21 protein-coding genes are annotated in these 26,160 nt (G+C 64.4%); 10 read left to right on the top strand and 11 right to left on the bottom strand.

What is annotated here, in order from left to right; all coding sequences use genetic code 11:
- Positions 1–88: 88 nt before the first annotated feature.
- Positions 89–982 carry a class A beta-lactamase gene (gene bla / locus ASD45_RS10145; RefSeq protein ID WP_056912696.1) on the top strand — a complete coding sequence of 298 codons (894 nt, stop codon included), beginning with the start codon at positions 89–91 and terminating at the stop codon, positions 980–982.
- A 108-nt stretch (positions 983–1,090) separates the two neighbouring features.
- On the top strand, positions 1,091–3,454 hold the full coding sequence (locus tag ASD45_RS10150) for a PQQ-binding-like beta-propeller repeat protein (protein ID WP_082540761.1): 2,364 nt from the start codon (positions 1,091–1,093) through the stop codon (positions 3,452–3,454).
- A gap of 36 nt (positions 3,455–3,490) precedes the next feature.
- On the opposite strand, the gene ASD45_RS23450 is transcribed toward ASD45_RS10150, so the two are convergent.
- Complete coding sequence (locus tag ASD45_RS23450; RefSeq protein WP_056911377.1) at positions 3,491–5,059, bottom strand: HWE histidine kinase domain-containing protein; 1,569 nt, start codon at positions 5,057–5,059, stop codon at positions 3,491–3,493.
- 181 nt (positions 5,060–5,240) lie between these two features.
- Between ASD45_RS23450 and ASD45_RS10160 the strand changes: the two genes are divergently transcribed.
- The 4 genes from ASD45_RS10160 to ASD45_RS10175 all read left to right on the top strand — a co-directional run bounded on the left by ASD45_RS10160 (position 5,241) and on the right by ASD45_RS10175 (position 7,962).
- On the top strand, positions 5,241–6,653 hold the full coding sequence (locus ASD45_RS10160; RefSeq protein ID WP_056911378.1) for a methyl-accepting chemotaxis protein: 1,413 nt from the start codon (positions 5,241–5,243) through the stop codon (positions 6,651–6,653).
- A gap of 102 nt (positions 6,654–6,755) precedes the next feature.
- Positions 6,756–6,956, top strand: a complete 201-nt coding sequence (locus ASD45_RS10165; RefSeq protein WP_056912698.1) for a hypothetical protein — start codon at positions 6,756–6,758, stop codon at positions 6,954–6,956.
- A 92-nt stretch (positions 6,957–7,048) separates the two neighbouring features.
- Complete coding sequence (locus ASD45_RS10170) at positions 7,049–7,642, top strand: TetR/AcrR family transcriptional regulator (protein WP_056911379.1); 594 nt, start codon at positions 7,049–7,051, stop codon at positions 7,640–7,642.
- The gene (locus ASD45_RS10175; protein ID WP_056911380.1) at positions 7,639–7,962 is read left to right on the top strand and encodes an antibiotic biosynthesis monooxygenase; all 324 of its coding nucleotides are present in this window, start codon (positions 7,639–7,641) and stop codon (positions 7,960–7,962) included. Before ASD45_RS10170 ends, ASD45_RS10175 begins: the two co-directional genes overlap by 4 nt.
- A gap of 3 nt (positions 7,963–7,965) precedes the next feature.
- Here the strand turns inward: ASD45_RS10175 and ASD45_RS10180 are convergent, their stop codons facing one another.
- Entirely contained in the window at positions 7,966–9,174 is a 1,209-nt protein-coding gene (locus ASD45_RS10180) for a deoxyguanosinetriphosphate triphosphohydrolase (RefSeq protein ID WP_056912699.1), read from the bottom strand.
- A 95-nt stretch (positions 9,175–9,269) separates the two neighbouring features.
- Between ASD45_RS10180 and erpA the strand changes: the two genes are divergently transcribed.
- Positions 9,270–9,614, top strand: a complete 345-nt coding sequence (erpA, locus tag ASD45_RS10185; RefSeq protein ID WP_056911381.1) for an iron-sulfur cluster insertion protein ErpA — start codon at positions 9,270–9,272, stop codon at positions 9,612–9,614.
- A gap of 59 nt (positions 9,615–9,673) precedes the next feature.
- Here the strand turns inward: erpA and ASD45_RS10190 are convergent, their stop codons facing one another.
- From ASD45_RS10190 to ASD45_RS10210, 5 genes are all read right to left on the bottom strand, one after another.
- Complete coding sequence (locus tag ASD45_RS10190; protein WP_056911382.1) at positions 9,674–10,648, bottom strand: tripartite tricarboxylate transporter substrate binding protein; 975 nt, start codon at positions 10,646–10,648, stop codon at positions 9,674–9,676.
- Between the two features lie 82 nt (positions 10,649–10,730).
- The gene (locus tag ASD45_RS10195; RefSeq protein WP_082540763.1) at positions 10,731–11,189 is read right to left on the bottom strand and encodes an NfeD family protein; all 459 of its coding nucleotides are present in this window, start codon (positions 11,187–11,189) and stop codon (positions 10,731–10,733) included.
- Complete coding sequence (locus tag ASD45_RS10200) at positions 11,186–12,106, bottom strand: SPFH domain-containing protein (RefSeq protein ID WP_200949656.1); 921 nt, start codon at positions 12,104–12,106, stop codon at positions 11,186–11,188. Before ASD45_RS10200 ends, ASD45_RS10195 begins: the two co-directional genes overlap by 4 nt.
- 162 nt (positions 12,107–12,268) lie before the next feature.
- Positions 12,269–15,397 (bottom strand): efflux RND transporter permease subunit, encoded by a 3,129-nt coding sequence (locus ASD45_RS10205; RefSeq protein WP_056911384.1) that lies wholly within the window; start codon positions 15,395–15,397, stop codon positions 12,269–12,271.
- A gap of 64 nt (positions 15,398–15,461) precedes the next feature.
- Positions 15,462–16,628, bottom strand: a complete 1,167-nt coding sequence (locus ASD45_RS10210; RefSeq protein WP_056911385.1) for an efflux RND transporter periplasmic adaptor subunit — start codon at positions 16,626–16,628, stop codon at positions 15,462–15,464.
- Positions 16,629–16,869: 241 nt separating this feature from the next.
- Between ASD45_RS10210 and xth the strand changes: the two genes are divergently transcribed.
- Both xth and glgA read left to right on the top strand, forming a co-directional pair.
- On the top strand, positions 16,870–17,658 hold the full coding sequence (gene xth / locus ASD45_RS10215) for an exodeoxyribonuclease III (RefSeq protein WP_056911386.1): 789 nt from the start codon (positions 16,870–16,872) through the stop codon (positions 17,656–17,658).
- An 88-nt stretch (positions 17,659–17,746) separates the two neighbouring features.
- Positions 17,747–19,168 carry a glycogen synthase GlgA gene (gene glgA, locus ASD45_RS10220; protein WP_082540764.1) on the top strand — a complete coding sequence of 474 codons (1,422 nt, stop codon included), beginning with the start codon at positions 17,747–17,749 and terminating at the stop codon, positions 19,166–19,168.
- Between the two features lie 11 nt (positions 19,169–19,179).
- Here glgA and ASD45_RS10225 read toward each other — a convergent pair whose 3' ends face one another.
- Positions 19,180–20,022, bottom strand: a complete 843-nt coding sequence (locus tag ASD45_RS10225; RefSeq protein WP_056911387.1) for a tetratricopeptide repeat protein — start codon at positions 20,020–20,022, stop codon at positions 19,180–19,182.
- Positions 20,009–21,733 carry a dihydroxy-acid dehydratase gene (ilvD, locus tag ASD45_RS10230; protein WP_056911388.1) on the bottom strand — a complete coding sequence of 575 codons (1,725 nt, stop codon included), beginning with the start codon at positions 21,731–21,733 and terminating at the stop codon, positions 20,009–20,011. Before ilvD ends, ASD45_RS10225 begins: the two co-directional genes overlap by 14 nt.
- 294 nt (positions 21,734–22,027) lie before the next feature.
- Between ilvD and ASD45_RS10235 the strand changes: the two genes are divergently transcribed.
- A complete protein-coding gene (locus tag ASD45_RS10235; RefSeq protein ID WP_056911389.1) occupies positions 22,028–22,597 on the top strand; it encodes a DNA-3-methyladenine glycosylase in 570 nt (189 codons plus the stop codon).
- On the opposite strand, the gene ASD45_RS10240 is transcribed toward ASD45_RS10235, so the two are convergent.
- Both ASD45_RS10240 and ASD45_RS10245 read right to left on the bottom strand, forming a co-directional pair.
- Positions 22,587–23,303, bottom strand: a complete 717-nt coding sequence (locus ASD45_RS10240; protein WP_056911390.1) for an NAD(P)-dependent oxidoreductase — start codon at positions 23,301–23,303, stop codon at positions 22,587–22,589. The two genes, ASD45_RS10235 and ASD45_RS10240, sit on opposite strands and share 11 nt — an antisense overlap.
- 73 nt (positions 23,304–23,376) lie before the next feature.
- A complete protein-coding gene (locus ASD45_RS10245; RefSeq protein ID WP_056911391.1) occupies positions 23,377–26,121 on the bottom strand; it encodes a valine--tRNA ligase in 2,745 nt (914 codons plus the stop codon).
- Positions 26,122–26,160 lie beyond the last annotated feature (39 nt).

The raw sequence follows: 26,160 nt of genomic DNA on the forward strand, positions 1-26,160 counted from the left end.
CCGAGCGTGGTATATGCCGCGTGATCGCCACGATTGAAAGGCTTTATCGCCGCCCCGCCCCCGCTACCAGCCATTGGAATGCCGCATCATGCCCTTTCGCTCGGACGCCTTCACCCGCCGCCACGCGCTCGCGGGGCTCGGTTCGTTGACGCTGGCCGCGACGATGAAGCCCGCCTGGGCCATCGACCCGCCCGCCAAGCGGATCGCCGACCTCGAGACCAAGCTCGGAGGCCGTCTCGGCGTCTATGTCAGCGATGCGACCGGCCGCGTCCTGATCGCGCACCGCGACACCGAGCGCTTCCCGATGTGCAGCACGTTCAAATTCCTGCTCGGCGCGGCGGCGCTCAAGCGTGCTGAACAGGGTTCGATCACGCTCGACCAGGTGCTGCCCTTTGGCGAAGCCGACCTGCTGAGCTATGCCCCGGTCACCAAGGCCAATGTCGGCAAAGGCGGCATGTCGGTACACGATCTTTGCGCGGCCGCGGTCACGCTCAGCGACAACACGGCCGCCAACCTGGTGATGCGCGCGATCGGCGGACCGGCGGCGGTGACGGCCTTCGCCCGCTCGATCGGCGACCACGACACGCAGCTCGACCGCTTCGAGCCGGAGCTGAATTCGGCCATTCCCGGCGACCCCCGCGACACGACGACGCCGCGCGCCATCGCCGAAGACCTCCGCCGCATCCTCGCCGGCAATGCGCTGGCGCCGACGTCCGTACAAATGCTCGAAGGCTGGATGACGGATTCGAAGACCGGGCTGAAGCGCCTGCGCGCCGGGCTGCCGCACGACTGGAGCACCGCCGACAAGACCGGTTCGGGCGCCAATGCCACCGCGAACGTCGTCGCGCTGGTGCGGCCGAAGAGCCGGCCGACGCTGTTTGTTGCGACCTACATCACCGGTGCGACGCTGGATGGCGATGCGCTCGACGCCGGACATGCCGATGTCGGCCGGATCATCAGCGATATCGTCACGCGCTCCTGAGGCGGCCGCAGGCCCGCGCCCGCTCCGCGATGCGTTGATCGCGGAACCTTCGCCAACCGTGCCGGTTCCTCTACTGGGGTCGCGACGTGTTTGCGAATGAGGGCTGTTATGATCAACGATCCAAGCCGGCCAAGAACCGGTACTGACAATTCACGGGAGCGCAGGCGTCCAAGCTTTGGAACATGGCTGATCGGCGCCGGCGCCGTCATTGCCCTTGCACTCACGATTTTCAATTACTTCTGGCGGGGCAATGGAATTCACGGCACCGCCGGCGCGGGCCTCGTCGTCGTTTCGACGGCGCTGATGGTCGCCGCATTCCTGGCCGTCGCATCCTTGCCGATGGCGAGATGGCTTCGTGCGCTGTTCATCGTCCTCATCGCACTGGACATCGTGGGCACGGGATTTGCGGCGTATATGCTCGAGGCCTATTTCGTCGTGGCCGCCATGATCGTCGCCGCGATTGGTTTCGTTGCCAGTCTCATTAAGCCGCAACAAGCCGGGACAATGGCCGCGGCCGGCATTGCCGCAATCGCCGTCGGTGCCTTTATCGCTCAAGGCACGATGTCGCGCGCGCAAGACGCCGCGCCGCAGTCGCCGGCTCCGCAGCAGCAGCCCGCGGCGCCCGTGGTCGGCGCCACGCATTACGATGGCTGGTACACCTTCAACGGCGATCTCGAAAACCACAAATATTCGACCGCCGATCAGATTACGCCGCAGAACGTCGCCAAGCTGACCAAGGCCTGGGAAGTGCACACCGGCGACATGTCCGATGGCAGCGGCAAGGCGTCGAAGAGCGACTGGTCGGCGACGCCACTGTTCGTCAACAATACGGTATACGTATCGACACCGTTCTATCGCATCTTCGCTATCGCGCCCGACACCGGAAAGGTGAAGTGGACCTACGATACGCACGCGGTCCTCAAGGCGGTGACGCAGCCTGACCTGAAAACCCGCGGCGTCGCCTATTGGCAGGCGGCCAATCCGGAGAGCGGCAAGGCCTGCGATAAGATGGTCTATGTCGGCACGATGGAGGCCAAGCTGTATGCGGTCGACGCCGACAGCGGCAAGCCGTGCGACGGTTTCGCCAACAAGGGCGTGCTCGATATCAACCAGTGGAACACAACGAACGCCAAGTGGCCGTTGTCGATCCTGCAGCCGCCGACTGTTTATAAGGACACGCTCTACATTGGCTGGGCGGGCAAGGACTGGGCCGACGCCGAAGCGCCTCCGGGCACCATCTTCGCCGTCGATGCGCGCACCGGCGCGCTGAAACGGACCTTCAACGCCCTGCCGGAAGATATCCGCAGGAAGACCGGCACGGCCAATGTCTGGGCCAGCATGTCGATCGATCCCGAGCACGGCATTCTTTATCTGCCGATCAGCTCGCCGAGCCCGAATTTCTACGGCGGCAATCGCAAGGAGAATATCCCGGCCGCGACGTCGGTCACCGCGCTCAACGCCGACACCGGTCAGGTGCTCTGGATCCGGCAGATCGTCCATCACGACATCTGGGATTACGACACCGATGCGCCTCCGACGCTGGTCGATATTCACAAGGACGGCCGGACCATCCCGGCTTTGGTGCAGTCCAGCAAGATGGGCTTTCTGTTCGTGCTCAACCGCCTGACGGGCGAACCGATCTACCCGATCGAGGAGCACAAGGTCCCGGCGTCCGATGTGGACGGCGAACAGGCCTCGCCGACGCAACCCTATCCGACGGGGCTGGCGCCGACGGTGCCTGATGAGTTTCCCGGCATATCGGCCGTCGCCGACATCGCGAGCTTCGGACAGTGCTCGCGGATGTTCGCGCAAATTCGCTATGACGGCCGCTACACGCCGCCCAGCCTAAAGGGCAGTCTTGCCTATCCTTCCACGGCGGGAGGCGTCGAATGGGGCGGCGGCGCCGTCGATCCGACGAGCGGCATCTATGTGGTGAACTCGTCGAACGTCGCGCAGATTTATAAACTGATGACCCGCAAGGATTACGAGGCCGCCGACAAGGGCGCCGACCCCGGCGCCAATGGCTACTATCCGCAGGCGGGCTCGCCCTACGGCTTTTATCTGACGAATTTCGTCAACTTCCTCGGCATGCCGTGCTGGAAGCCGCCTTATGGCACCATGTCGGCTTACGACCTCAACAGCGGAAAGCTCCTGTGGCGCAAGCCGTTCGGCGTGTCCCAGAAGTGGGGCTTCTACATGCCGAAGTCATGGGGCTCCGTGACCATCGGCGGGCCGCTCGTCACCAAGTCGGGCCTGATCTTCGTCGGCGGCTCGATGGACGCGCGCGTCCGCGCCATCGATCTGAAGTCCGGTGACGTCTTGTGGCAGGCGTTGGTCGATGCGCCGTCGGTCGCCAATCCCGCGACCTACACCTACAACGGCAAGCAATATGTCGTGTTCGTCGCTGGCGGCAACGCCATCCTCAAACCTCAGACGGGCGATCAGGTGGTCGCCTACGCGCTGCCGGGCTGAATCGGTAGCGGCGCGCGGATGAGATCCGCGCGCCGCTCAGGCCGGCGCCGGCCAGGGTAATTCAATTGCACAGCTCAAGCCGGCAGGCCGATAGCTCAATTCGACCTTGCCGCGAAGATCTTCCTTGAGGCTGCGCTCGAGCAGCACCGAGCCGAAACCGCGCCGGTTCGGCGGCTCGACCGCGGGTCCGCCGCTTTCTTGCCAGTCGATGAGCAAGAGGCGGCTGTCGCCATCGGCGCGGGACCAGGCAAGACTGACGCGGCCCTTGTCGTTCGACAGCGCGCCGTACTTTACCGCGTTGGTCGTCAACTCGTGGAACGCCATAGCCAGCGCCAGCGCCTCACGCGGCGGCAGTAGAACGCGCGGACCGGCGATATCGACGCGGTCTTTATAGGCGTCACCGGCATGCAGCGCGTCGCGCGCGATGTCGGACAACGCGGCGTTTTCCCAGTTCGAGGCGGTGAGCAGATTATGTGCCGCCGCCAAGGCCATCAGCCGGTTCTCAAAGGCCTGCCGCGGCTCGCGGGCAACGCCCCGGAATGTCTGATTGGCCATGGCCTGCACCACGGCGAGCGTATTCTTGACGCGATGGTTGAGCTCGGCCAGCAGCAGCTCGCGCTGCGCATCGGCGCGCTGGCGTTCGCTGATATCGATGTTGACGCCGATCATGCCGAGCAATTCACCCGACGCCGACAGGCGCGGCTGGGCGTGTGTCTGCAGCACGTGGTAGGCGCCGTCCAGCGCGCTCCTGTAGCGGCCGACGATGGTGCACAAGCGGCGCTCGGCCATGGCTTCGCCTATCGCCCGGCCGACCTCAGGCATGTCTTCCGGATGAGTGGTCTGCGCCCAATTGAAGCTGGCGATACCCTGCTCCGAAACGCCCCAGAACTCGCGCAGCATGCGATTGAGGTGGAGACAGTGGCCGTCCTTGTCGCTCATCCAGATCATCACGGGCGCGTTTTCCGACATCACCCGGAAGCGTTGTTCGGATTCGCGGAGATCGTTTTCCGCGGCGCGACGGCGCGCATCGGCCCGCGCCCGCTCCAGGCTGAAGCCGACCTGCCGCGCGATGGTGACGGCGAGTTCGATCTCCGAAGCCGTGAAGCTGCGCCGGTCCGGATAGTAGGTCATGAACTTGCCAACGACTTCGCCGTCGGCGACCAGCGGAATAAACCCGAGGGCGCAGATACCCTCGTTGCGGATGGTTTCCTTGATCCAGTCCGCTTCGGACGTGTCATCGATGTCGGAGACGAAGATCGGCTGCGGATCGCGGTCCCCGGGCCGCCACGGCGAATGGCCGCGAAGCATGTTGCGGTAATGATCGGACAGACCGCGCCAGGCGACGAACTGCATCATCCCAGCCTCGTCGAACAGCAAAATGGAAGCACGGGTACAGGACAAAGTGCCCATGATGGCATCGAGCGCGGCTTCGTAAACCTCGGCTTGGGAACGCGCGCGATAGAGGCGATCGGTGAGAAGATAGAGGGCTGAGAGTTCGCTGACCGCATTGAGCCGCGACCCGGGCGTCACCGCACCGGCGATCTCGGCTTGCCGCTCCATCTGCCCCATGACCCCGTCCTTGCCCCACCGCGCCGGCCAGCGCATCGCCGTGCGCCGCCGATCCGGCTTCCCCGCCCGGGCCCGTAACGCCTCAATATCGAAACAAGTTCCATGGAAGAAGGCCGCCTTGGCCACCGATAAACATGTGTTAACCGTAATTTCGTAACGTCCGCCGCGATAAGGCTTAAAAATCGGGGCGAAGCGCATGGCCGCACGACTCTTGCGAATGCCCCTGCGGAGGGATAGCCGCCCGTCGCCGCTGTCGGACATCGGCGACCGTGCCGGCCGATTGAGCGTCGAGATTGCCGACGCCGCCGGCCTGATCGGCGACCTCACCACGCTCGGCCAGACCCAATCCAAGAGCGCCGAGGGCGCCATCGCGGCCGCGCGGCAAATGGCCGAGACCAACGCCCTGCTCGCTGCGGCGATGGAAGCAGCGCGCCTCTCCGCCGACACGACCGAAGCGACTCTGCGCGACAGCGCCGGTCACGTATCGACATCGCTCACCCGGTCGATCGAGAAGATCGAAGCGCTTGGCGATGGCGCCATCGCGCTCAAGGCGACCATCGAGAAGGTCGCCGCGACCATCCATGACGTCCAGGAAACCAGCGCGGCGGTGCGCCGCATCGCCGACGAAACCGAATTGCTGGCCCTCAACGCCTCGATCGAAGCCGTGCATGCCGGCACCGCCGGCGCCGGCTTCGCCGTGATCGCCGCCGCTGTCAAACGGCTCGCCGAGCAATCGCGGCAGTCGACCAAGGACGCGCAGGCGCAGTTGGAGAAGCTGGCGGGGACCCTGTCCGAACTCGTCGGCCAGGCCGACGGCAACACCAAGATTGCCCTCGCCGCCAAAACGGAATCGGCCGGCGCTCAGCAGTCGATCTCCGAGCTGCACGCGTTGGTCGACACCGTTCAGGGCGTGACCCGTGAAATCAGTACCATGGCCGAACAGGTCGAACGCAACAGCGCCAGTTTCGAGACGCTCAACAGCGAGCTAACCGGCCTCGTCGGCGCGGTCGAGGCCGGCGCCGGCAAGCTCACGCAAGCCAAGGCGCGCACGGACTCGATCCTGACCATCAGCGAAGACTTCCTCATTTTCATCGCCGACTCCGGCATCAAGACGCCGGACACGCCGCTGGTCGCGCTGTGCCAGAAAACCGCGAGCGCGATTGCCGCGCAGTTTGAACGCGCCATCGCCAAGGGCACGATCAGCGCCGCCGATCTGTTCGACGAACGCTATGTGCCTATTCCTAAGTCCGATCCGCAGCAGATGATGACGCGCTTCGTCGCCTTCACCGACAAGGTGCTCCCGGAGATCCAGGAGCCGGTGCTCGAGGCCGATCCGCGGATCGTGTTCTGCGCTGCCATCGACCGCAACGCCTTTCTGCCGACGCATAACCTCAAATACTCGCAGCCGCAGGGCGCCGATCCGGCCTGGAACGCCGCCAACTGCCGCAACCGCCGCATGTTCAATGATCGCACCGGCCTCTCCGCCGGCCGCAGCGAGCGCGCCTTCCTGCTGCAGACCTACCGCCGCGACATGGGCGGCGGCGAATTCGTGCTCATGAAGGATGTCTCGGCGCCGATCGTCGTCAACGGCCGGCACTGGGGCGGCTTCCGCATTGGCTTCAAGGTCTAGCGATACCGGATCGGCTGCGGTAACCGCCGGTAGCCTTGACCGAGATCAAGGCCGCGATGGCCCACCGGCTCCTGAATGCTTGTCGCGATTCAGGAGGTCACCATGCTCAAAATCGCCGCCCCTGTTTGGATGATGATCGGCACCACGCTCGCCGGCATCGCCGTCATGATCGTGCTCAGCGTGCCGTCGCTCGCCGCGCATGATCGCCAGTACATCCCCTACGCCGCCCTCGTCGGCTTCATCGTCGCCATCCCAATCGCCTACGTGGTCGCCGGCCGAATGCGCAACGCGTTCAGGACCTGAGCAGCGCTCGGTCGGCCGAACCGCGGTTCGGCCCGCGACGGCACAGTCGTGCCTACTTGACACACGTGTGCCATTTGGCCTAATTGCGGGCCATGAGCGCAACGCCTTTGCAGGACCGCCGCGCCGCGCTGGCGCGTGAAGCCATTCTCGATGCGCTGGTCGCGCATCTGGAGGCCGGCGATATCGACACCGTCGGCATGGAGGATCTGGCGCGCGAGGCTGGGGTCTCGAGGCGGACACTCTATCGCTACTTTCCGACCCGCGGCGATCTCATCGCCGCTGCGGGCGATTGGGTGCGCGGTCACGTTTTCAACATTGAGCCGGGGATCGGCGATGGCGGCATCGCGGCGAGCTTCCGCGCTGGCACCGAACGCATGCGCGGCCGGCCGAAGCTCGCCCGGGCCCTGCTCGCGACCGAAAGCGGACGCGCCGTACGCGGCAGCTTCCGGTCCGCGCGGGCCGATGCGATCCGCCGCGACGTCCGCGCCAAGGCGCCAGGTTTGCCGCGCCGCGACGCCGAGCGCGCCGCCGCCATTCTCACCTGTCTATGCAGCCTGAATGCTTTTGTCAGCCTGCAAGAAGAATCGGGGCTGAGCCCCGAACAAGCCGAGGAAGCCATCCTTTGGGCCCTCGACGTCATTCAAGCCGAAGCGCAACGCGACAGCCGCAAGAGGACCACGCGATGAGCAAGCCAGCGATCTTCATCAATTGTTTCGAGGTGCCCGCAGGCCGCGAGGACGAATTCTACGCGATGTGGGAAACGGTCAATCGTTACATGCGCGAAAAACCGGGCTTTATCTCGAACCGCCTGCACCGGGCTACCACGCCAGATGCGCGATTCCGCTTCATCAACTACGTGCTGTGGCGCACCGAAGCCGACTGGCGCGACGCGCATGACGACGGCTTCCGTGCGCTGGCCAGCAATCCCGCCTGGCGCGATTTCCCGCCCAGCGGCGCGCTGTTCGATGTCGTGATGGAATATGCGGCAACGTCCGCGGCGGCGTGAGGCTCAGCGCAGTTCCGGCGTCGCGGCAAAGAAGCGAGCGTGCTCGGCGAGCGCGTAGCGGTCGGTCATGCCGGCGATATAATCGGCAACGCGGCGCGCTTGAGCGGTTGCGTCGAGCGTATCGAAACCCTCGCGCCATTCGGCCGGCAGATCGGCCGGGGCCTTCAGGAAATGCGCGAACAGGTCGGCGACCACCTCCTCCGCATCGTGCATCACCCGCATGACGCGGCTGTGCCGGTACATGCGCGGATAGAGGAAGCCCTTGATCGCGGCATCGACTGCAGTCATGGAGTCGGAGAAGCCGACAACGGGAGCCCCGGCTTGGCGAATATCGGCGACACTGCCCGGCCCGAGCGCCGCGAGGCGCCGTTCGCTTTCGCCGATGACGTCCTCGATCATTCGGGTGATAACGCGGCGCGTGACTTCATGGACGCGGCGTGTCGGCTCGAGGCTTGGATAGCGCTCGTGGATTTCCCGCACGATGTCGTTGAGAAACGGCACCGAGGCGACATCGCCCAGCGTGAACAGATCGGCACGCAGGCCGTCATCAATGTCGTGCGCGTTATAGGCAATGTCGTCGGCAACGGCGGCGATTTGCGCCTCCGCCGAAGCCTGTGACCACAGTTCCAGATCGAAGCGCCGGTTGAAGGCGAGAACCGGCCGCGGCACGCCATGGGCGGCGTAGCGCCGCGTCGGCGCGGCGTCGCGGCCCATCAGCGGTCCGTTGTGCTTGACCAGGCCCTCGAGCGTCTCCCAGGTCAGGTTGAGGCCGTCGAAGTCGGCGTAGCGGCGCTCCAGGTCAGTCACGATGCGCAGCGCCTGGGCGTTGTGATCGAAGCCGCCGGCATCGGCGAGCAACCGGTCGAGCGCACGCTCGCCGGCGTGGCCGAACGGCGTGTGGCCGAGGTCATGGCTCAGCGCCACCACTTCCGCGAGGTCCTCGTCGCAGCCGAGCGCACGGGCCAGCGAGCGGGCGATCTGCGCTACCTCCAGCGTATGGGTCAGGCGGGTGCGGTAGTGATCGCCTTCGTGATAGATGAAGACCTGGGTCTTGTAGGCGAGCCGGCGGAACGCCGCCGAATGGATGATGCGGTCGCAGTCGCGGCGGAAATCGTTGCGGGTCGGGCTCGGCGGCTCGGCCACGAGCCGACCACGGCTCGAAGCCGGAATGGCGGCATAAATGGCGCGAGAACGGCCGCTATCGATGGCCATGACGGCGTTTTCCGGCGAATCGGGCCGCATTGACGTCACAGCCCGGCGCACTTAACTATCCAAGCAAGCGTAACGCAACGCCGTAGAGGACTGCCATGGACGCAACGACAATGGACGCCAGCGTCACCGTCAGCGAACGGGCGGCCCGCCGCATCGGCGAAATCCTGAAGAACGAGCCGGCCGGCACCATGCTCCGTGTCAGCGTCGAGGGCGGCGGCTGTTCCGGCTTCCAGTACAAGTTCGACATGGAGCGCGAAAAGGCGGGCGACGACATCGTCATCAACCGTGACGGCGCGACCGTTCTGATCGACCCGATGTCGGTCGAATACATGGCCGGCTCCGAGATCGATTTCGTCGATGACCTGATCGGCGCCTCGTTCAAGGTCAAGAACCCGAACGCCACCGCGTCCTGCGGCTGCGGCACCAGCTTTTCGCTTTAGCCAGACGCCCGTACGAGTGCAGCCGCGGCCCCGCCCAAGGAGCCACGGTTTCTCGCGCCTCAGTTCAGCGTCATGCCGGTCTTCTTGGCAAAGTCGGCATAGGTGGCGAAGTCCGCCTGCACCTGCTTCTCGAAGGCGTCGGCAGACATCGGCGGCGTATCGGCGCCGATCTTGGCGAGCTTGGCCTTCACCTCCGGATTGGTCACCGCCTTGGCCAGCGCCGCATTCAGCTTCTCGACGATTGCCTTGTCGGTCTTGGTCAGGGCGAACACGCCGATCCAGAAGGGGCTGGCGCTGTCCTTGTAGCCGGCCTCCTCGGTCGTCGGGATTTCGGGGAGCAGGCTGGCGCGCGTCGGGCTCGACACCGTGAGGCCGAGCAACTTGCCCTCCTTGATGTAAGGCAGCGCTGTGGCGATCGGGCAGAAATAGTAATCGACACGGCCGGCGATTACTTCGGTGAGCGCTTCGGCGCCGCCCTTGAACGGCACATTGATGGCCTCGTAGCCGGCGCTGAGGCGGAAGCGTTCCGCCGCCAGATGCACGGCGGAGCCGATGCCGAGCGTGGCGAAAGTGAACTTGTTCGGGTTGGCCTTGGCCTGAGCGACGAACTCCTGGATCGTCTTGATGCCCTTTGACGGCGAGATGATCATCACGCTCGGCACGTTGCCGATGATGCCAACGGCGGCGAAGTCATCCTTGGGCGAATAGCTCAGCTTCGGATACAGCGCCGGCGCGATGGCATGCGCCGACGACGCTGCGAGGAAGGTGTAGCCGTCGGCATCGGCCTTGGCGACCGCCGCCTCGCCGATGGTGCCGCCGGCGCCGCCGCGGTTCTCGATGATGAACTGCTGGCCGAGATCGCGGCTGACCTGGTCGAACACGATGCGCGGGATGATGTCGGTGGCGCTGCCGGCGCCGAACGGGATGATGACGCGGACCGGATGCGCCGGCCAGTCTGCCGCCCGCGCGCCGGACCCAACGGTCGATGAGACGACCAGCGATAGGGCAAACAGCAAAGCACGATTGCGACGCATGGAAACCTCTCCTAGAAAAAAGCGTTGAACGTCATTTCCAGCAAGGACTGTGCCACAACTAAACCGGTTGTGGCCTTGCCGCTCAAGCCGCGTGGGCCCTGCGGGCGACGATCAGGGTCGTGCCCTTGACCGCCCTGACGACAACGGGCGTGCCCGCCGCCAGATCTTCCGCACACTCCGCGAGCCAGAGCGAGTCACCGAGCCGGACCCGGCCCTGCCCGTTGGCGAAGGCCTCCGTCGCGGTCGCCGACGCGCCGACAAGATTGATATCGCGGCGGTTGACTGGTTCAGTCTCCCTGCCGCGCTGATCGAGCTGGCGATAGACGAAATAACCGGCGATAAAGGTGCCGATGCAGGCGACGACGAAGAACGTCAGTTGCGCCGACAGCGACCAGCCGATGACGAAGCCGGCGAGCGCAGTCAGACCGGCGGCACAGGCAATCCAGATCAGATAGCTGCCGGGCACCGGCAGTTCGAGGAACGCGATGATCACGGCCGCAACGGCCCAGGCCCATGGCGTCACTGTCGCCGGCCACATCATTTCGCCTCACCGGTCACGGCGCCCTTGGTGAGTTCGGCGATGCCCGCGATGGCACCGACGACGCTCGACATTTCCATGGGCATCAGCATCAGGCGCACATTGGGCGAGTGGCCAAGCTGGTTGAGGGCATCGACGTACTTCTGCGCCACGAAATAATTGAGCGCCTGCACGCTGCCATCCTCGACCGCCTTGGACACCGCGCGCGTCGCCTCGGCCTCGGCATTGGCAAGGCGCTCGCGCGCCTCGGCATCGCGGTTGGCGGCGACGAGACGGCCTTCGGCGGCGAGAATCTGCGACTGCTTCTCGCCTTCGGCTTTCAGGATGGCGGCCTGCTTGATGCCCTCGGCGGTCAGAATGGCGGCGCGGCGCTCGCGCTCGGCGGTGAGCTGCATGGCCATCGAAGCCACGACGTTGGCCGGTGGGCTGATGTCCTTGAGTTCGACGCGCGTAATCTTGACGCCCCAGGGCTGCGTGGCGGCGTCGAGCACATGAAGCAGACGGTCGTTGATCTCGTCGCGTTTTGACAAGGTCTCGTCGAGATCAAGCGCGCCGATCGCGGTACGGATATTGGTGAGCGCCATGTTTTCGACCGCGCCCTGCAAATTCTGCACTTCATAGGCAGCTTTGGCCGCCTGCAGTACCTGATAGAACACGATACCGTCGACCGTCACCGAGGCGTTGTCCTTGGTGATAACCGACTGACTCGGAATCTCGAGCACGGTTTCCTGCACGTTGATCTTGCGACCGATTGCATCGATGAACGGAACGATCAGGTTGAGCCCCGGCAGCAAGGTGGTGCGGTAGCGGCCGAACCGCTCGACCGTCCATTGGTATCCCTGCGGCACGGTCTTCACGCCGGCGGCAATGACGGCGAGCGTGAGCACCACCAAAGCGATCAGAAAGATCAAGGATTCCATGTCATCTCCCGGGCAAGAGGTCGCGGCGCCGGGGGCAGCATAGCATCAAATTGGCGACCGGAACCGCATAGCCGCGGCCGCGCAAGGAGAGCCTTGGCGTCCCCTTTCGAATGACGAAGACTGGATGACGGCGCGGCGGGCGTTTAACGCCCGACCGGCTCCTTATTCCGCTGCGACCTGCGCCGGTGCCTCGGACACCTCCTCGAGCTGCGGCTCGAGGCGACGCTTCAGCATGCGGTCGAAGCGGTCCAGATAGAGGTAGATCACCGGCGTAATGTAGAGCGTGAGCAATTGCGACACGCACAGGCCGCCGACCACGGCAACGCCGAGCGGCTGGCGCAGTTCGGCGCCGGCACCGGTGCCGAGCGCGATCGGCAAGGTGCCGAAGATCGCGGCGAAGGTGGTCATCATGATCGGCCGGAAACGCAAGGATGCGGCTTCGCGGATCGCGGCCTCGGCCGACAGGCCGACACGGCGGCGCTCGATGGCGAAGTCGATCATCATGATCGCGTTCTTCTTCACGATGCCGACCAGCATGACGATGCCAATCATGGCGATGACCGACAGGTCCATCTTGAACAAAAGCAGAGTCAGAATGGCGCCGATGCCCGCCGACGGCAGGCCGGAAATGATCGTGATCGGGTGGATGAAGCTTTCATAGAGGATGCCGAGCACGACGTAGGCCGCGAAGATCGCCGCGAGGATGAGCACGCCCTGCCCGCGCAGCGAGTCCTGAAACACCTGGGCGGTGCCCTGGAAGCCGGTGGTGATCGAAGCCGGCAGACGCTCGTCGCGCTCCAGCTTCTGGATTGCGTCGACCGCTTGGCCCAGCGAGGTGCCCGGTTGCAGGTTGAACGAGATCGTTACCGCCGGCTGCTGGCCCTGATGATTGACCTGCAGCGGACCGACGGTGGGCGTGAAACGCGTCACCGCCGACAACGGCACCGACGTGCCGCTCGAGGTCTTCAGGAAGATGCGGTCGAGGTCGTTAGCGCCGGTCTGGTACTCGGGCAGGCTTTCCAGGATGACCTGGTAGTCGTTGGCCGGCGTGTAGATCGTCGCGACCTGGCGCGTGCCGAAGGCGTTGTAGAGTTCCTGGCGGATCTGATCGATCGTGAAGCCGTAGACGCCCGCCTTCTCGCGGTCGACCTCGACGGTGACCTGCGGATTCTTGACGTAAAGATCCGTGGTGACATCGAGCAGCCCCTGGATGGTGGCGATCTTGTCCCGCATTTCCGGCGCCAGCTTGTACAGCGTGTCGGTGTCGTTCGACTGCATCGTGTACTGGTATTGGCTCTTCGACGGTCGGCCGCCCAGATTGATGTTCTGGATCGGCTGCAGGAACAACTGCATGCCGACGACCTGGCCGGCGTTGCGCCGCATCCGCGCGATGATGGTCTGCGCACTGTCGCGCTCGCTGCGCGGCTTCAGCGCCACCAGCATGCGACCGCTGTTGAGCAGCCCATTGGGACCGCCGTTGCCGACGGTGGAGTTGACGTAATCGACCGCCGGATCCTTGCGGATGATCTCAGCCACCTGGCGCTGATGCTCGACCATCGAAGCATAGGAGATATCGCTGCGCGCCTCGGTGATACCGCTGAGATAGCCGGTGTCCTCGATGGGGAAGAAGCCCTTGGGCACGATGATGTAGAGCCAGATCGTGGCGATGATCGTCAGGAACGTCACGCCGAGCATGATCTGCTTGTAGGCCAGAACGCGATCGAGCGACCACTCGTAGAAGCGTAGCACGCTGTTGAAGGCGTACTCAAATGAACGCAGCACGACGTTCAGCTTCTCTTCCTCACCGGGACGATGGCCCCGGAGAACACGGGCGCACAGCATCGGCGTCAGCGTCAGCGACACGAAGCCGGACACGATGATCGCGACCGACACCGTCACCGCAAACTCGCGGAACACCCGCCCGACCATGCCGCCCATCAACAGAACCGGAATGAAAACGGCGATCAGCGAGAAGGTAATCGAGACGATGGTGAAGCCGATTTCGCGCGCGCCCTTGAGCGCCGCCTCGAATGGCCGCATCCCGCCTTCGATATGGCGGACGATGTTCTCCAGCATGACGATGGCGTCGTCGACCACGAAGCCGACCGACAGGGTCAGCGCCAGCAGCGTCATGTTGTTGATGGAGAAGCCGAACAGATACATCGCGGCGCAGGTGCCGACCAGCGAGATCGGCACGGCGAGCGCCGGGATGATGGTAGCCGACACTTTGCGCAGGAACAGGAAGATGACCATGATGACCAGCGCAATCGCGATCGCCAGGGTCTCCTGCACGTCGTGAACCGCGTCGCGGATCGAGATCGAGCGATCGAACAACGGCGCCATGCTGATCGACGGTGGGATCTGCGCGCGCGCCGTCACCAGCGCGTTACGGACCAAATCGACCACTTCGACGGTGTTGGCGTCCGGCTGGCGCTGGATGGCGAGCACAATGGCGCGGGCGTCGTTGAACCAGGTCGCGACCTTGTCATTCTCGACGCTGTCGACGACGCGCGCCACCTCACTGAGCTTGATCGGCGCGCCATTGACGTATTTTACGACGACCTCCCGATAGTCGGCGGCGCGGCGCATGGCGCTGGTCGCAAGCAGCGTCAGCGACTGATTTGGGCCATCGAGCGTGCCGACCGGCGCGGCTGAGTTGGCCTTGGCGACGACGGTGCGGATATCGTCGAGCGAAATGTTGCGCGCCGCGGCCGCAGCAGGATCGACCTGCACGCGGACGGCGAATTTCTGCGCGCCGTAGACGGAAACCTGGGCCACGCCACTGAGCTGCGACAGTTGCGGCGCCAATACAGTCTCGGCGTAGTCGTCGATGACCGAAAGCGGCATCGTATCCGACCGCATCGACACGTAAAGCACCGGGAAGTCGCCCGGATTGACCTTGCGGAATGACGGCGGCGTCGTCATTTCAACCGGCAACTTGCGTTGCGCCGTGGTCAGGGCGGTCTGCACGTCAAGCGCGGCGCCATCGATGTCGCGATTGAGGTCGAACTGGATCGTGATCGAGGTATTCCCCGATGACGATGACGAAGTCATCGACGAAATGCCGGCGATGGTCGATAGCTGGCGTTCGATCGGAGAAGCCACCGACGCCGCCATCGTCTCGGGCGAAGCACCCGGCAGCGTCGCGGTGATGCGGATCGTCGGGAAGTCCACGGCGGGAAGCGCCGCCACCGCCAAGAGCCGATATCCGAAGACGCCGAGCACGATGACCGAGGCGATCATCAGCGTGGTCAGCACCGGCCGGCGAATACAGACTTCGGAGATGTTCATACGATCGCGCCCCGCTCGCCCCTGTCTTTGATTTTACCGGTTCGCCATGAGGCGACCGCCCGGCTCAGCTTGCTTCCGCCTTGTCCTTCTGCGCCACGGGCTTGTTGCCGGGACGCGGACTGACCTTGCTGCCGTTCGACAGTTGCAGTTGACCATCGGTGACGACGGTTTCGCCGCCCTTGAGCCCAGAGGTGATGATCGACACATCGCCGACCTGTCGCTCGACCTTCACCGGCTGAACCTTTGCCTCATCACCGACAACGACGAAGACAAAGCTGCCCGTCTGGCTGACCTGGACGGCGGGCGATGGCACCACCACCGCCTCCTCGCTGCGCAAGGTCATCTCCGCGGTCACCAGCGTGCCCGGCCACAAAAGTTCGTCGGTGTTCGGCATCGTCGCGCGCAACGTCGCCATGCCCGTCGTCGAGTCGACGGTGTTCTCGATCATCGAGACCTGACCTTGGGCGCGCTTGGTCTGGCCCGGGATCAGCACCTGAACCGTGGCGGTGCCCGCCGAGATCGCCTCGCGGAGCGCCGGAAGGTTCTTTTGCGGCACGGTGAAGGACACATACACCGGCGCCATCTGGATGATGGTCGCCATCGGCTGCGTGTCAGCCTGGCGCACGAAATTGCCGACCTTGACGTTGGCGGCACTGATCACCCCGGTAATCGGCGCGGTGACGTCGCAGTACGAACGCTGCGCCTTGAGATTGTCGAGGGTGCCCTGATCCGACTTGATGGCAGCGGTGAAGACGTCCGCCTGTGTCTTGGCGTTGTCGAGATTGACGGTCGGCGTCGCGGATTTTGCCACCAGATCGGTATAACGCTGGACGTCGCGTTGCGCGCCGGCGAGTTGCGCCCTGTCGCGCGCGAGGTTGCCCTCGGTCACGGTGATCAGTGCCTCGGTGACGCGGCAGTCCAGTGTGAACAGCTTCTCGCCCTTAGTCACATGGGCGCCGTCGGCGAAATGAACGCCGGTGATATTGGTGTCAACACGCGCTTTAAGCGCGACACTGGCGATCGGGGTCACTGTTCCCAACGCGTCGAGGCGCACCGGAACTTGCTTGCGCTCGGCTTTACCGATTTCGACCGGCACGGGGCGCGCAGCCTGGGCACGCACGCCCTGCGCGTGGGCGTCGCCCTTGTCAGCGGTCCAGAGTCCCCTTGCGAACACCGCGACGCCGATCAGGGCGAGCACGGCCACGCCAAAGAGCCATTTGCGTTTCGTCATTCTCGTTCTTCGACCAACCGGGTTTCAATTCCCCACCCCCGGCCGCTCTCCCTCTGCTCGGTCTATCCCCGCCCAAAATAATGGACTTTGGCGCCGCATTGGACGCCTGTGTATCATATTAACGCGCGTTATGGCACTTCCCTGCGGCGGTCTGGTAAACACCGTAAGCTATTTATTTCGCCCGTGTTTATGTGCTCTTTACGCGGCGAAGGTCAAAACATACCCGCCGGAACCATCCGCAATGCGAATAGCCACCTGGAACGTCAACTCGATTCGTCAGCGCCTCGACAGCCTGCAGGCCTGGCTCAAAGAGCGGTCGCCGGACATCGTGTGCCTGCAGGAGATCAAGTGCCAAGACGAAGCCTTCCCCCGGGAGGTCTTCGAGGCCATGGGTTACAATGTCGCAGTTCACGGCCAGAAGACATTTAACGGCGTCGCCCTGTTGTCCAAACTGCCCTTCGACGAGGTGGCGCCCGGGCTGATCGGCGACGAGGCCGATGTACAGGCCCGCTTCCTCGAGGCCCTCGTCTCGACCAAAACCGGCGTCGTCCGGGTGGTCAGCCTGTATCTTCCGAACGGCAATCCTGCTCCCGGCGAGAAGTACGATTACAAGCTGCGTTGGATGGACCGGCTGATCGCCTTCGCGCGCGAGCGTCTCAAGCTCGAGGAGCCGCTGGTGCTCGCCGGCGACTACAACGTCATCCCGGCGGCGCTCGACGCCAAGCGGCCGGAAATCTGGGTGAACGACGCGCTGTTCCTGCCGCCAACCCGCGAGCGGTTTCGCGCGCTGGTCAATCTCGGCTTCACCGATGCCATCCGTGCGGTGAACGAAGATGGCGGCGTTTACAGTTTCTGGGATTACCAAGCCGGCGCCTGGCAGAAGAACGACGGCATCCGCATCGATCATCTGCTGCTGTCGCCGCAGGCCGCCGACCGGCTCACCGACGCCGGCATCGACAAGCATGTACGCTCTTGGGACAAGCCGTCGGATCACGTGCCTGTCTATGTCGATCTGGACATCGATCGCTGACGCGATTTCAAAATATTCTCACAACTGCTGGAACGAATGTTGCAGTGCACGGTTGCTGATCCCGAGCGGGGTTTGGGCAACTTATCAAATGACACTGCGTATACTTTTCGCGACACCGGAACTCGAAGGTCTCGTCCAAGTCGGAGGCCTCGCAGCGGTGTCCGCCGCGTTGCCGCGAGCGCTACGGCAAAAGGCCGACACGCGGATCGTCATTCCCGGCTATCGCAGCGTGCTAAAGAACTTAGGGCCGATCGATGTGATCGGTTCTTGTGCAGCCTTTGCCGATCTTCCGGGCTGTTCGATTGCCCGCTCCAAGACGGCCGACGGCACCACGCTCTATGTCGTGCTGTCGCCCGAACTGTTCGAGCGTGAAGGCGGCCCCTATACCGACGATCGCGGCCGCGACTGGGTGGACAACGATGTCCGCTTTGCCCGCTTCGCTCTCGCGACTGCCCAATTAGCGAGCGGCGCCGTCGATAAGGAATGGTCCGCCGATCTGGTACACGCCAACGATTGGCCGACCGCCTTGGTGCCAGCGTATCTCGCCTGGCAAGGCAGCCATCTTCCAACCGTGCTGACGATCCACAATCTCGCTTACCAGGGCCTGTTCGGCCGCGACACGCTCGGCCGCATCGGCGCGCCTTCGAGCGCCTTCCAGATCGAAGGCCTCGAATTCTATGGCAAGGTTTCCTTCCTCAAGGGCGGGCTCGTCTATGCTTCGCATCTGACGACGGTGAGCGAAACCTACGCCCGCGAGATCACCACGCCGGAATTCGGCTGCGGCCTCGAAGGGCTGTTGGCCAAGCGCTGGCGCGACCAGGAACTGACCGGCATTCTCAATGGCATCGACGACACCTGGGATCCGCGCACCTGCCCTGGGCTGACGCAGCCGTTCGAGGCGGGCGATTGGCGCGCCCGCAGCATGAACAGTAACCAGGTCCGCAAGCAGTTCGGGCTGGCACTGTCACGCGGCCCGCTGTTCGGGCTCGTGGCGCGGCTGGTCTACCAGAAGGGTCTCGATCTCGTGCTTGCCACCGCGGAAACGATCATCGCGTCGGGCGGCCAGATCGTCATTATGGGCCGTGGCGAACCCGAAATCGAACAAGCGCTGAGCAACGCGCAGAAGCAGCGGCCGAAGGACATGGCGGTGGCGTTGCGCTTCGACGATGCCGAAGCGCGCATGATCTTCGCCGGCAGTGATTTCTACTTGATGCCGTCGCGGTTCGAACCCTGCGGCCTGAGCCAGATGTACGCGCAGCGTCTCGGCTCGCTGCCGATCGGGCGCAAAACCGGCGGCCTCGCCGAGACCATCAATGATGGCCAGACGGGTTTCTTGTTCCGGGATTCGTCGTCGGAATCGCTGCTCGGCGGCATCTGCCGGGCCTTTGCCGCCTTCGGTCAGAAGAACCGGCTCAACAAGATGCGCGAAGGCGCCATGGCCAAGTCGTACGATTGGGCAAAATCGGCAGGCAGCTACCGCTCGCTCTATAACCGTCTGGCGGCCGCCTGAGACCAGCCAGCCTATTCGCGGCGGCTTTCCATCCAGCGCTTGAGGTACACGAGCGCCAGCGCGCGCTCGTCCTCGGTCGACTGCGCATAGGCGCTGTCATAGAGCTTGGCGACCCAGGTCTCATCGGGGCTCGCCCGCGACGCGTCGCGCGCCAGCGTCAACCACATCAGGCCGCGCGCCGCCTGTCGCGGCACATGATCGCCCGAGAACAACATGGCCCCGAGCATAGCCTGCGACTTGCACTGGCCCTTCTGCGCCGACAGCCCGAACCAACGCGCCGCGGTGCGCGGATCGTGCGGCGCACCGTTGCCGTTGAGATAGAGCCGCGCCAAATAATACTGCGCGTCGGCGTCGCGGAAATACGATGCGGCGTAGTCGAACATCTGCCGCGCGCGCTCAGGCTCCGCCTTTATCTTGGTGTTCGGAATGCCATCGAGATAGTAGTGGCCGAGCGCGACGAAAGCCGAGGCGACGAAGCGCGATTGCGGCCCGTCGGGATTGTCGTCGGCGTGATTGGCGGCGATGCTGCGGAAGTATTCGAAAGCCTTGAGATCGTCTTGCGCAACGCCATCGCCGGCCTGATACATACGGCCGAGCTTCCACTGCGCCACGGCGTGACCGCGCTCAGCCGCATATTCCAGCGAGTGCAGCGCCTTTTCCTTGTCGCCCGTCTTGAGCCAGTGCGCGCCGGAACGGAACGCCTCGTCCATCGACTTCAGCGCGGGCGGCGCCGCCGCCACGACGTCGTCATCGGACTTCGTGCCGTCGAATGCGAGCGCCGGCGCAGCCACGACCGCGAGGGTCAGGCCGACACCGAGCGTTGCCAAACGCAAATATGCGTCAGCTGTCCGCATAGCACTCCTTCTCCGCCGCCCCGCCCGGATGCGTCACGGCGCCGTCGACGGCCGGACCGACCTGCTGCGCATATTTCCAGAGGTAGCCCGAGGTCGCGTGGTTCTCCCGGGGATGCCAGTCCTTCTTGCGCGCAACGAATTCTTCGTCCGTCAGCTTGACGTCGATGGTGCCGTTGACGGCATCGATCGTGATGATGTCGCCGTCCTTGACGAGCGCGATCGGGCCGCCGACCGCCGCCTCAGGCCCGACATGGCCGATGCAGAAGCCGCGCGTCGCGCCGGAGAAGCGGCCGTCGGTGATCAGCGCCACCTTGCCGCCCATGCCCTGGCCGTAGAGCGCTGCCGTGGTCGACAGCATTTCGCGCATGCCCGGACCGCCGCGCGGACCTTCGTAGCGGATGACGAGAACTTCGCCTTCCTTGTACTGTTTGTTCTTCACGGCTTCGAAACAGGCTTCTTCGCCGTCGAAGCAACGCGCCGGGCCGGAGAATTTGAGTTCGCTCATGCCGGCGACCTTCACGATCGCGCCTTGGGGAGCAAGATTGCCCTTGAGGCCGACAACGCCGCCCGTCGCGGTGATCGGCTTGTCCGCCGGACGTACGACGTCCTGGTTCGGATTCCACTTCACCGACTTCAGGTTCTCGGCAATGGTACGCCCGGTCACAGTCATGCAGTCGCCGTGCAGGAAGCCGTTGTCCAGCAGGGTTTTCATCAACAACGGTATGCCACCAACCTCGAACATGTCTTTGGCGACATAACGGCCACCCGGTTTCAAATCTGCGACATAAGGAGTCTTTTTGAAGATTTCGGCGACGTCGAACAAAGTGAACTCGATGCCACATTCGTGCGCGATGGCGGGTAGATGCAGCGCAGCATTGGTCGAACCGCCGCTCGCCGCGACCACCGCCGCCGCGTTTTCCAGCGCCTTGCGCGTGACGATATCGCGGGGCCGCAGATTGAGCTGCAGCAGTTCCATGATCTTTTCGCCGGCCAAGGTGCAGAACTTGTCGCGCATTTCGTAGGGCGCCGGCGCGCCGGCCGAGTAAGGCAGCGCGAGACCGATGGCCTCCGACACCGTCGCCATGGTGTTGGCAGTGAACTGGGCGCCGCAAGCGCCCGCCGACGGACAGGCGATCTGTTCCATCGCATCGAGGTCTTCGTCGGAGAGCGCGCCAACCGAATTCTTGCCGACCGCTTCGAACATGTCCTGCACAGTGATCGGCTGGCCCTTCCAGGAGCCGGGCAGGATCGAACCGCCATAGATGAAGATCGACGGCACGTTCATGCGCACCATCGCCATCATCATGCCGGGCAGCGACTTGTCGCAGCCGGCGAGACCGATCAGCGCGTCATAGCCGTGGCCGCGCATTGTCAGTTCGACGGAGTCGGCGATGAGGTCGCGCGAGGGCAGCGAGGCGTACATGCCGGCATGGCCCATGGCGATACCGTCGGTCACGGTGATGGTGCAGAATTCGCGCGGCGTACCACCGGCGGAGGCGACACCCTTCTTGGCGGCCTGGGCCTGGCGCATCAGCGAAATGTTGCAGGGCGCGGCCTCATTCCAGCAGCTCGCCACGCCGACGAACGGCTGGTGGATCTGCTCCTTGGTCAGGCCCATCGCGTAGTAGTACGAACGATGCGGCGCACGAGCCGGACCTTCGGTCACATGCCGGGAAGGAAGTCGCGATTTAATATTGGTCTTGGCGTCCATAGTACTTTCGGGCCCCCGCCCCATTTCAGCGCCGCCGGTTGCGTGCCCGACAAGCTTTGTCGCCAGAAGCAAAACTCCAATTCCAACCGGCCGCCCCAAATGAGGACGTCCGCCGCGCTCGAATTCCAGAATTGCCGCAACGGTTTGCGCCGCAACTTGGAAGCCTTCGATGTGGTTGAAGGGTATGGCCAAATCGCGGCGTGGCGAGCCATCATTGGCTGCCAGAGCTTGATTGTTCCTTAAGTGTTGCAAGCCGGTCACAGAAGTCCGGCCTCCCGAAGGCATAAGAGTTAAATGCCCCCCCGCCTGACCCGTAAATTCTTCAATAGATCCGTGCACGAGGTTGCGCCCGAGTTGATCGGCGCGACGCTCCTGGTGAACGGCGCCGGCGGCGTCGTCGTCGAGGTCGAGGCCTATCACCACACCGACCCGGCCGCGCACAGCTACCGTGGCCCGACGCCGCGCAACGCCGTGATGTTCGGGCCACCGGGCTTTGCCTATGTCTATCGGTCCTACGGCATCCACTGGTGCCTGAATTTCGTCTGCGAGGCCGAAGGCTCCGCCAGCGCCGTCCTCATCAGGGCCCTGGAGCCAACCGCGGGGCTTTCGGCGATGCGGCGACGGCGCGGCCTGGAAGATGAGCGCGCCCTGTGCTCCGGCCCCGGCAAACTCTGCGAGGCGCTCGGCGTCACCATCAAGCACAATGCCATGCCGCTTGACCGGGCGCCCTTCGAATTGCGGGCGCGCGCAGCCGAGCCCGACATCGTCAAAGGCGAACGCATCGGCATCACCAAGGCTGTCGAACTGCCGTGGCGCTATGGGCTCAAGGGGTCGAAGTTCTTAAGCAAGCCGTTCAGGGCTTGACGCGGAAGTCCGGCTTGAAGCCGAGTTCGCGCCGGGCCTTCTCGCTCGACAGCGCCGGATCGTCGTCGGCAACATTGTAAATGCCGGGCTTGGCCTTGGTCAGCGCCAGCGCGGTGGCCTGGGCGGCGCCGTCGATATGCACCGACGGCGGCCGCGACGGCCGGGCAGACCAGGTGCCAGGGCCGTAAAAGAAGCCATAGCGGAGTACGACGCCTTCCGGCATTGCCAGCACCGCCTGCTCGAGAGCCTTAACGCCGTCGATGGTCGTCGCCGCGGCGCCCTCGGCCGGCGCCAGTGGATCGCTCTCGGTGCGAGCGCGCGGGCCCGGCTTGTAAAGCCAGGCGACACTCTGCGCGATCATGCGGGTCACGCCGGCGGCTTTGGCCGCGGCCACGAGATTAGTGGTGCCCTCGACGCGAATGCGCGCGTTACGCGCCAACCCCTCCTGGTATTGCGGTGTGCCGGGGGCGAAGGCCAGGTCGGTGAGTTGATGGATGATGGCGTCGGGCCGTGCCGCCGCGACGGCAGCCGTCAGCGCCGCCGCGTCGAAGACATCGACCACGACCGGCTGGGCGCCGAGCTTGATGATGGCCTCGGCCTTGTCGGCCGAGCGCGTGGTCCCGACGACCGTGTGGCCGACGGCGAGCAGCAACGGCGTAAGACGCCGCCCGATCGCGCCGCCTGCGCCAGCGAAGAACACTCTCATGCCGGTGATCTCAGCAGCGCTTTAGGGTCAAAAAGAGGTCGGCGCGCGTTTTTGTTGGCTGCGCCGGCCCGAGCTATGCCGCCCCCTTGAGCCGATCGATCGCCTCGGCGATCTTGGCCTTGCGGGCCAGCGCTTCCTCGCGTTTGGCCTTTTCCTCCTCGACGACTTCGGCGTCCGCGCGCTCGACAAATTTCGGATTGCCGAGCTTCTTCTCGACGCGATCGATATCGTCCTCGGCCTTCTTCATCTCCTTGGCGAGACGCGCCCGCTCGGCGTCGATGTCGATGACGCCGACCAGCGGCAGCGCCACCAGATCGCCGCGCACCACGAGTTGCGCCGAGCCCTGCGGCGGGCTCGCGGCCGACGAAATGTCCGAAACGCGCGCCAGCCGCTTGATGAACTCGGCCCAGCGCTCGGCACGCGCCTGCGTTTCCGCCGGCACGCCGGCGAGCACCAGCGGGATGTTGACGTTGATGTTCATCTCGGCGCGGATCGAGCGGATCGCCGTGATGAGGTCGATCACCCAGCCGATCTCGGCCTCGGCCTTGTCGTCGCTCAGGCCCTCAAGAGTCGGCCACGGCGCCAGCGCCAGCAGCGTGTCCCGCTTCGGCCCCTGCTCGGCCGTTACCCGCCACAGCTCTTCGGTGATGAAGGGCATGAACGGATGCAGCATCTTGAGGATTTCGTCGAGCACCCACGCCGCCATGGCGCGGGTCTCGTCCTTGGCGGCTCCGTCCGCGCCCGTGAGCAGCGGCTTCGATAGCTCGACGTACCAGTCGCAATAGACGTTCCAGACAAAGCGATAGGCGGCAGCAGCGGCTTCGGCGAACTTGAATTCGCCGAGCGCGGCGGTGACCTCGGTAAGGGCCTTCTGCGTCTCGTGCGCGATCCAGCGATTGAGCACCTCTTTCGCGCTCTTGGGATCGAAACCGGCGGCGCGCGCGGCGCCGTTGAATTCGACGAAGCGCGCCGCGTTCCACAGCTTGGTGGCGAAGTTGCGGTTGTTCTCGACATCCTGCGGGCCGAGGCGGATGTCGTGCGACGGCGCGACGTTACGCATCAGCGTGAAGCGTAGCGCGTCGGCGCCGAATTCGTCGATGATGCCGAGCGGATCGACGACGTTGCCCTTGGACTTCGACATCTTGGCGCCGGAGGCATCGCGCACCAGGCGGTGGATGTAGATGTCCTTGAAGGGGATTTGCGGGCTCCCCTTCTCGTCCTTCATGAAGTGCAGGCCCATCATCATCATGCGGGCGACCCAGAAGAAGATGATGTCGAAGCCGGTGACCAAAGTGTTGGTCGGGTAGAAACGCGCGAGCTCCTTGGTCCTGTCAGGCCAGCCAAGCGTCGAGAACGGCCACAGCGCCGACGAGAACCAGGTGTCGAGGACGTCTTCGTCGCGCTTCAGCACAGTCTTGGTGCCGTAATGCTTGTCGGCTTCGGTCTGGGCGTCGGCTTCCGCCTCCGCGACGAACACCTTGCCGTCCGGCCCATACCAGGCCGGGATCTGGTGTCCCCACCAGAGCTGGCGCGAGATGCACCACGGCTGGATGTTTTCCATCCAGTTGAAATAGGTCGCTTCCCAGTTCTTCGGCACGAAGGTGGTGCGGCCGTCGCGCACTGCGGCGATCGCCGGCTTCGCCAATTCATGGGCGTTGACATACCACTGGTCGGTCAGGAACGGCTCGATGACGACGTTGGAGCGGTCCCCATGCGGCACCGACAGGCCATGCGGCTCGATCTTCTCGACGAGGCCCATTTCCTCGAGGCGGGCGACGAGCGCCTTGCGCGCGGCGAAACGATCCATGCCGTGCATGGCGAGCGTGGCGTCGAGATCGGCCGACGACGGCACGCCGGCGATGAAGGCCTCGTTGCCCTGCAACGCCAGCTTGGCCTCGACGCTGAAAATGTTGATCTGCGCCAGATTGTGCCGCTTGCCGACCTCGAAGTCGTTGAAGTCGTGCGCCGGCGTGATCTTCACCGCGCCGGAGCCCTTCTCGGGATCGGAGTATTCGTCGGCGACGATCGGAATCTTGCGCCCGACCAGCGGCAGGATGACGTGTTTGCCGACCAGCGCCTTGTAGCGCTCGTCGTCCGGATGCACCGCGACGCCGCTGTCGCCCAGCATCGTCTCCGGACGCGTCGTCGCGACGACGATAAAAGTCGAAGGATCTTCCGGATTGAAGGTCTTGCCTTCGAGCGGATAACGCAGATGCCAGAGCGAGCCCTTGGTCTCGACCGGCACGACCTCGAGATCCGAGATCGCGGTCAAAAGCTTGGGATCCCAATTGACTAGCCGCTTGTCTTTATAGATCAGGCCTTCGCGATAAAGCTCCACAAAAACTTTAAGAACGGCCTTCGACAGGCCCTCATCCATGGTGAAACGTTCGCGCGACCAGTCGCAGGACGCACCGAGGCGCTTGAGCTGATTGACGATGGTGCCGCCCGACTCCGCCTTCCAGGCCCAGACCTTCTCGAGGAACTTGTCGCGGCCGATCTCTCGACGGGAGGGCTCCTGCCGCTCCATCATCTGGCGCTCGACCACCATCTGCGTCGCGATGCCGGCATGGTCGGTGCCCGGCTGCCACAGCACGTCCTTGCCGCGCATGCGCTCGAACCGGCACAGTACATCCTGCAACGTGTTGTTGAGCGCGTGACCCATGTGCAGCGAGCCGGTGACGTTCGGCGGCGGAATGACAATGGCGTAGGTCTCGGCGCCCGCGCGCTCGGGCCGGCCGGCCTTGAAGGCGCCCGCTTGTTCCCAGGACTTGGCGATACGGCCCTCGACCTCGGAGGGCTGGTAGGTCTTGTCGATCATTTAAAAGGTTCTTTTCGCGGGGCCGCTTTGCAGTAGAGG

The organism is Pseudolabrys sp. Root1462 (assembly GCF_001426945.1).
GTDB lineage: Bacteria > Pseudomonadota > Alphaproteobacteria > Rhizobiales > Xanthobacteraceae > Pseudolabrys.

Coding starts and splice junctions, on each gene's coding strand:
- bla (WP_056912696.1), top strand. CDS start 89: ATGCCCTTTCGCTCGGACGCCTTCACCCGCCGCCACGCGCTCGCGGGG.
- ASD45_RS10150 (WP_082540761.1), top strand. CDS start 1,091: ATGATCAACGATCCAAGCCGGCCAAGAACCGGTACTGACAATTCACGG.
- ASD45_RS23450 (WP_056911377.1), bottom strand. CDS start 5,059: ATGCGCTGGCCGGCGCGGTGGGGCAAGGACGGGGTCATGGGGCAGATG.
- ASD45_RS10160 (WP_056911378.1), top strand. CDS start 5,241: ATGCCCCTGCGGAGGGATAGCCGCCCGTCGCCGCTGTCGGACATCGGC.
- ASD45_RS10165 (WP_056912698.1), top strand. CDS start 6,756: ATGCTCAAAATCGCCGCCCCTGTTTGGATGATGATCGGCACCACGCTC.
- ASD45_RS10170 (WP_056911379.1), top strand. CDS start 7,049: ATGAGCGCAACGCCTTTGCAGGACCGCCGCGCCGCGCTGGCGCGTGAA.
- ASD45_RS10175 (WP_056911380.1), top strand. CDS start 7,639: ATGAGCAAGCCAGCGATCTTCATCAATTGTTTCGAGGTGCCCGCAGGC.
- ASD45_RS10180 (WP_056912699.1), bottom strand. CDS start 9,174: ATGGCCATCGATAGCGGCCGTTCTCGCGCCATTTATGCCGCCATTCCG.
- erpA (WP_056911381.1), top strand. CDS start 9,270: ATGGACGCAACGACAATGGACGCCAGCGTCACCGTCAGCGAACGGGCG.
- ASD45_RS10190 (WP_056911382.1), bottom strand. CDS start 10,648: ATGCGTCGCAATCGTGCTTTGCTGTTTGCCCTATCGCTGGTCGTCTCA.
- ASD45_RS10195 (WP_082540763.1), bottom strand. CDS start 11,189: ATGATGTGGCCGGCGACAGTGACGCCATGGGCCTGGGCCGTTGCGGCC.
- ASD45_RS10200 (WP_200949656.1), bottom strand. CDS start 12,106: ATGGAATCCTTGATCTTTCTGATCGCTTTGGTGGTGCTCACGCTCGCC.
- ASD45_RS10205 (WP_056911384.1), bottom strand. CDS start 15,397: ATGAACATCTCCGAAGTCTGTATTCGCCGGCCGGTGCTGACCACGCTG.
- ASD45_RS10210 (WP_056911385.1), bottom strand. CDS start 16,628: ATGACGAAACGCAAATGGCTCTTTGGCGTGGCCGTGCTCGCCCTGATC.
- xth (WP_056911386.1), top strand. CDS start 16,870: ATGCGAATAGCCACCTGGAACGTCAACTCGATTCGTCAGCGCCTCGAC.
- glgA (WP_082540764.1), top strand. CDS start 17,747: ATGACACTGCGTATACTTTTCGCGACACCGGAACTCGAAGGTCTCGTC.
- ASD45_RS10225 (WP_056911387.1), bottom strand. CDS start 20,022: ATGCGGACAGCTGACGCATATTTGCGTTTGGCAACGCTCGGTGTCGGC.
- ilvD (WP_056911388.1), bottom strand. CDS start 21,733: ATGGACGCCAAGACCAATATTAAATCGCGACTTCCTTCCCGGCATGTG.
- ASD45_RS10235 (WP_056911389.1), top strand. CDS start 22,028: ATGCCCCCCCGCCTGACCCGTAAATTCTTCAATAGATCCGTGCACGAG.
- ASD45_RS10240 (WP_056911390.1), bottom strand. CDS start 23,303: ATGAGAGTGTTCTTCGCTGGCGCAGGCGGCGCGATCGGGCGGCGTCTT.
- ASD45_RS10245 (WP_056911391.1), bottom strand. CDS start 26,121: ATGATCGACAAGACCTACCAGCCCTCCGAGGTCGAGGGCCGTATCGCC.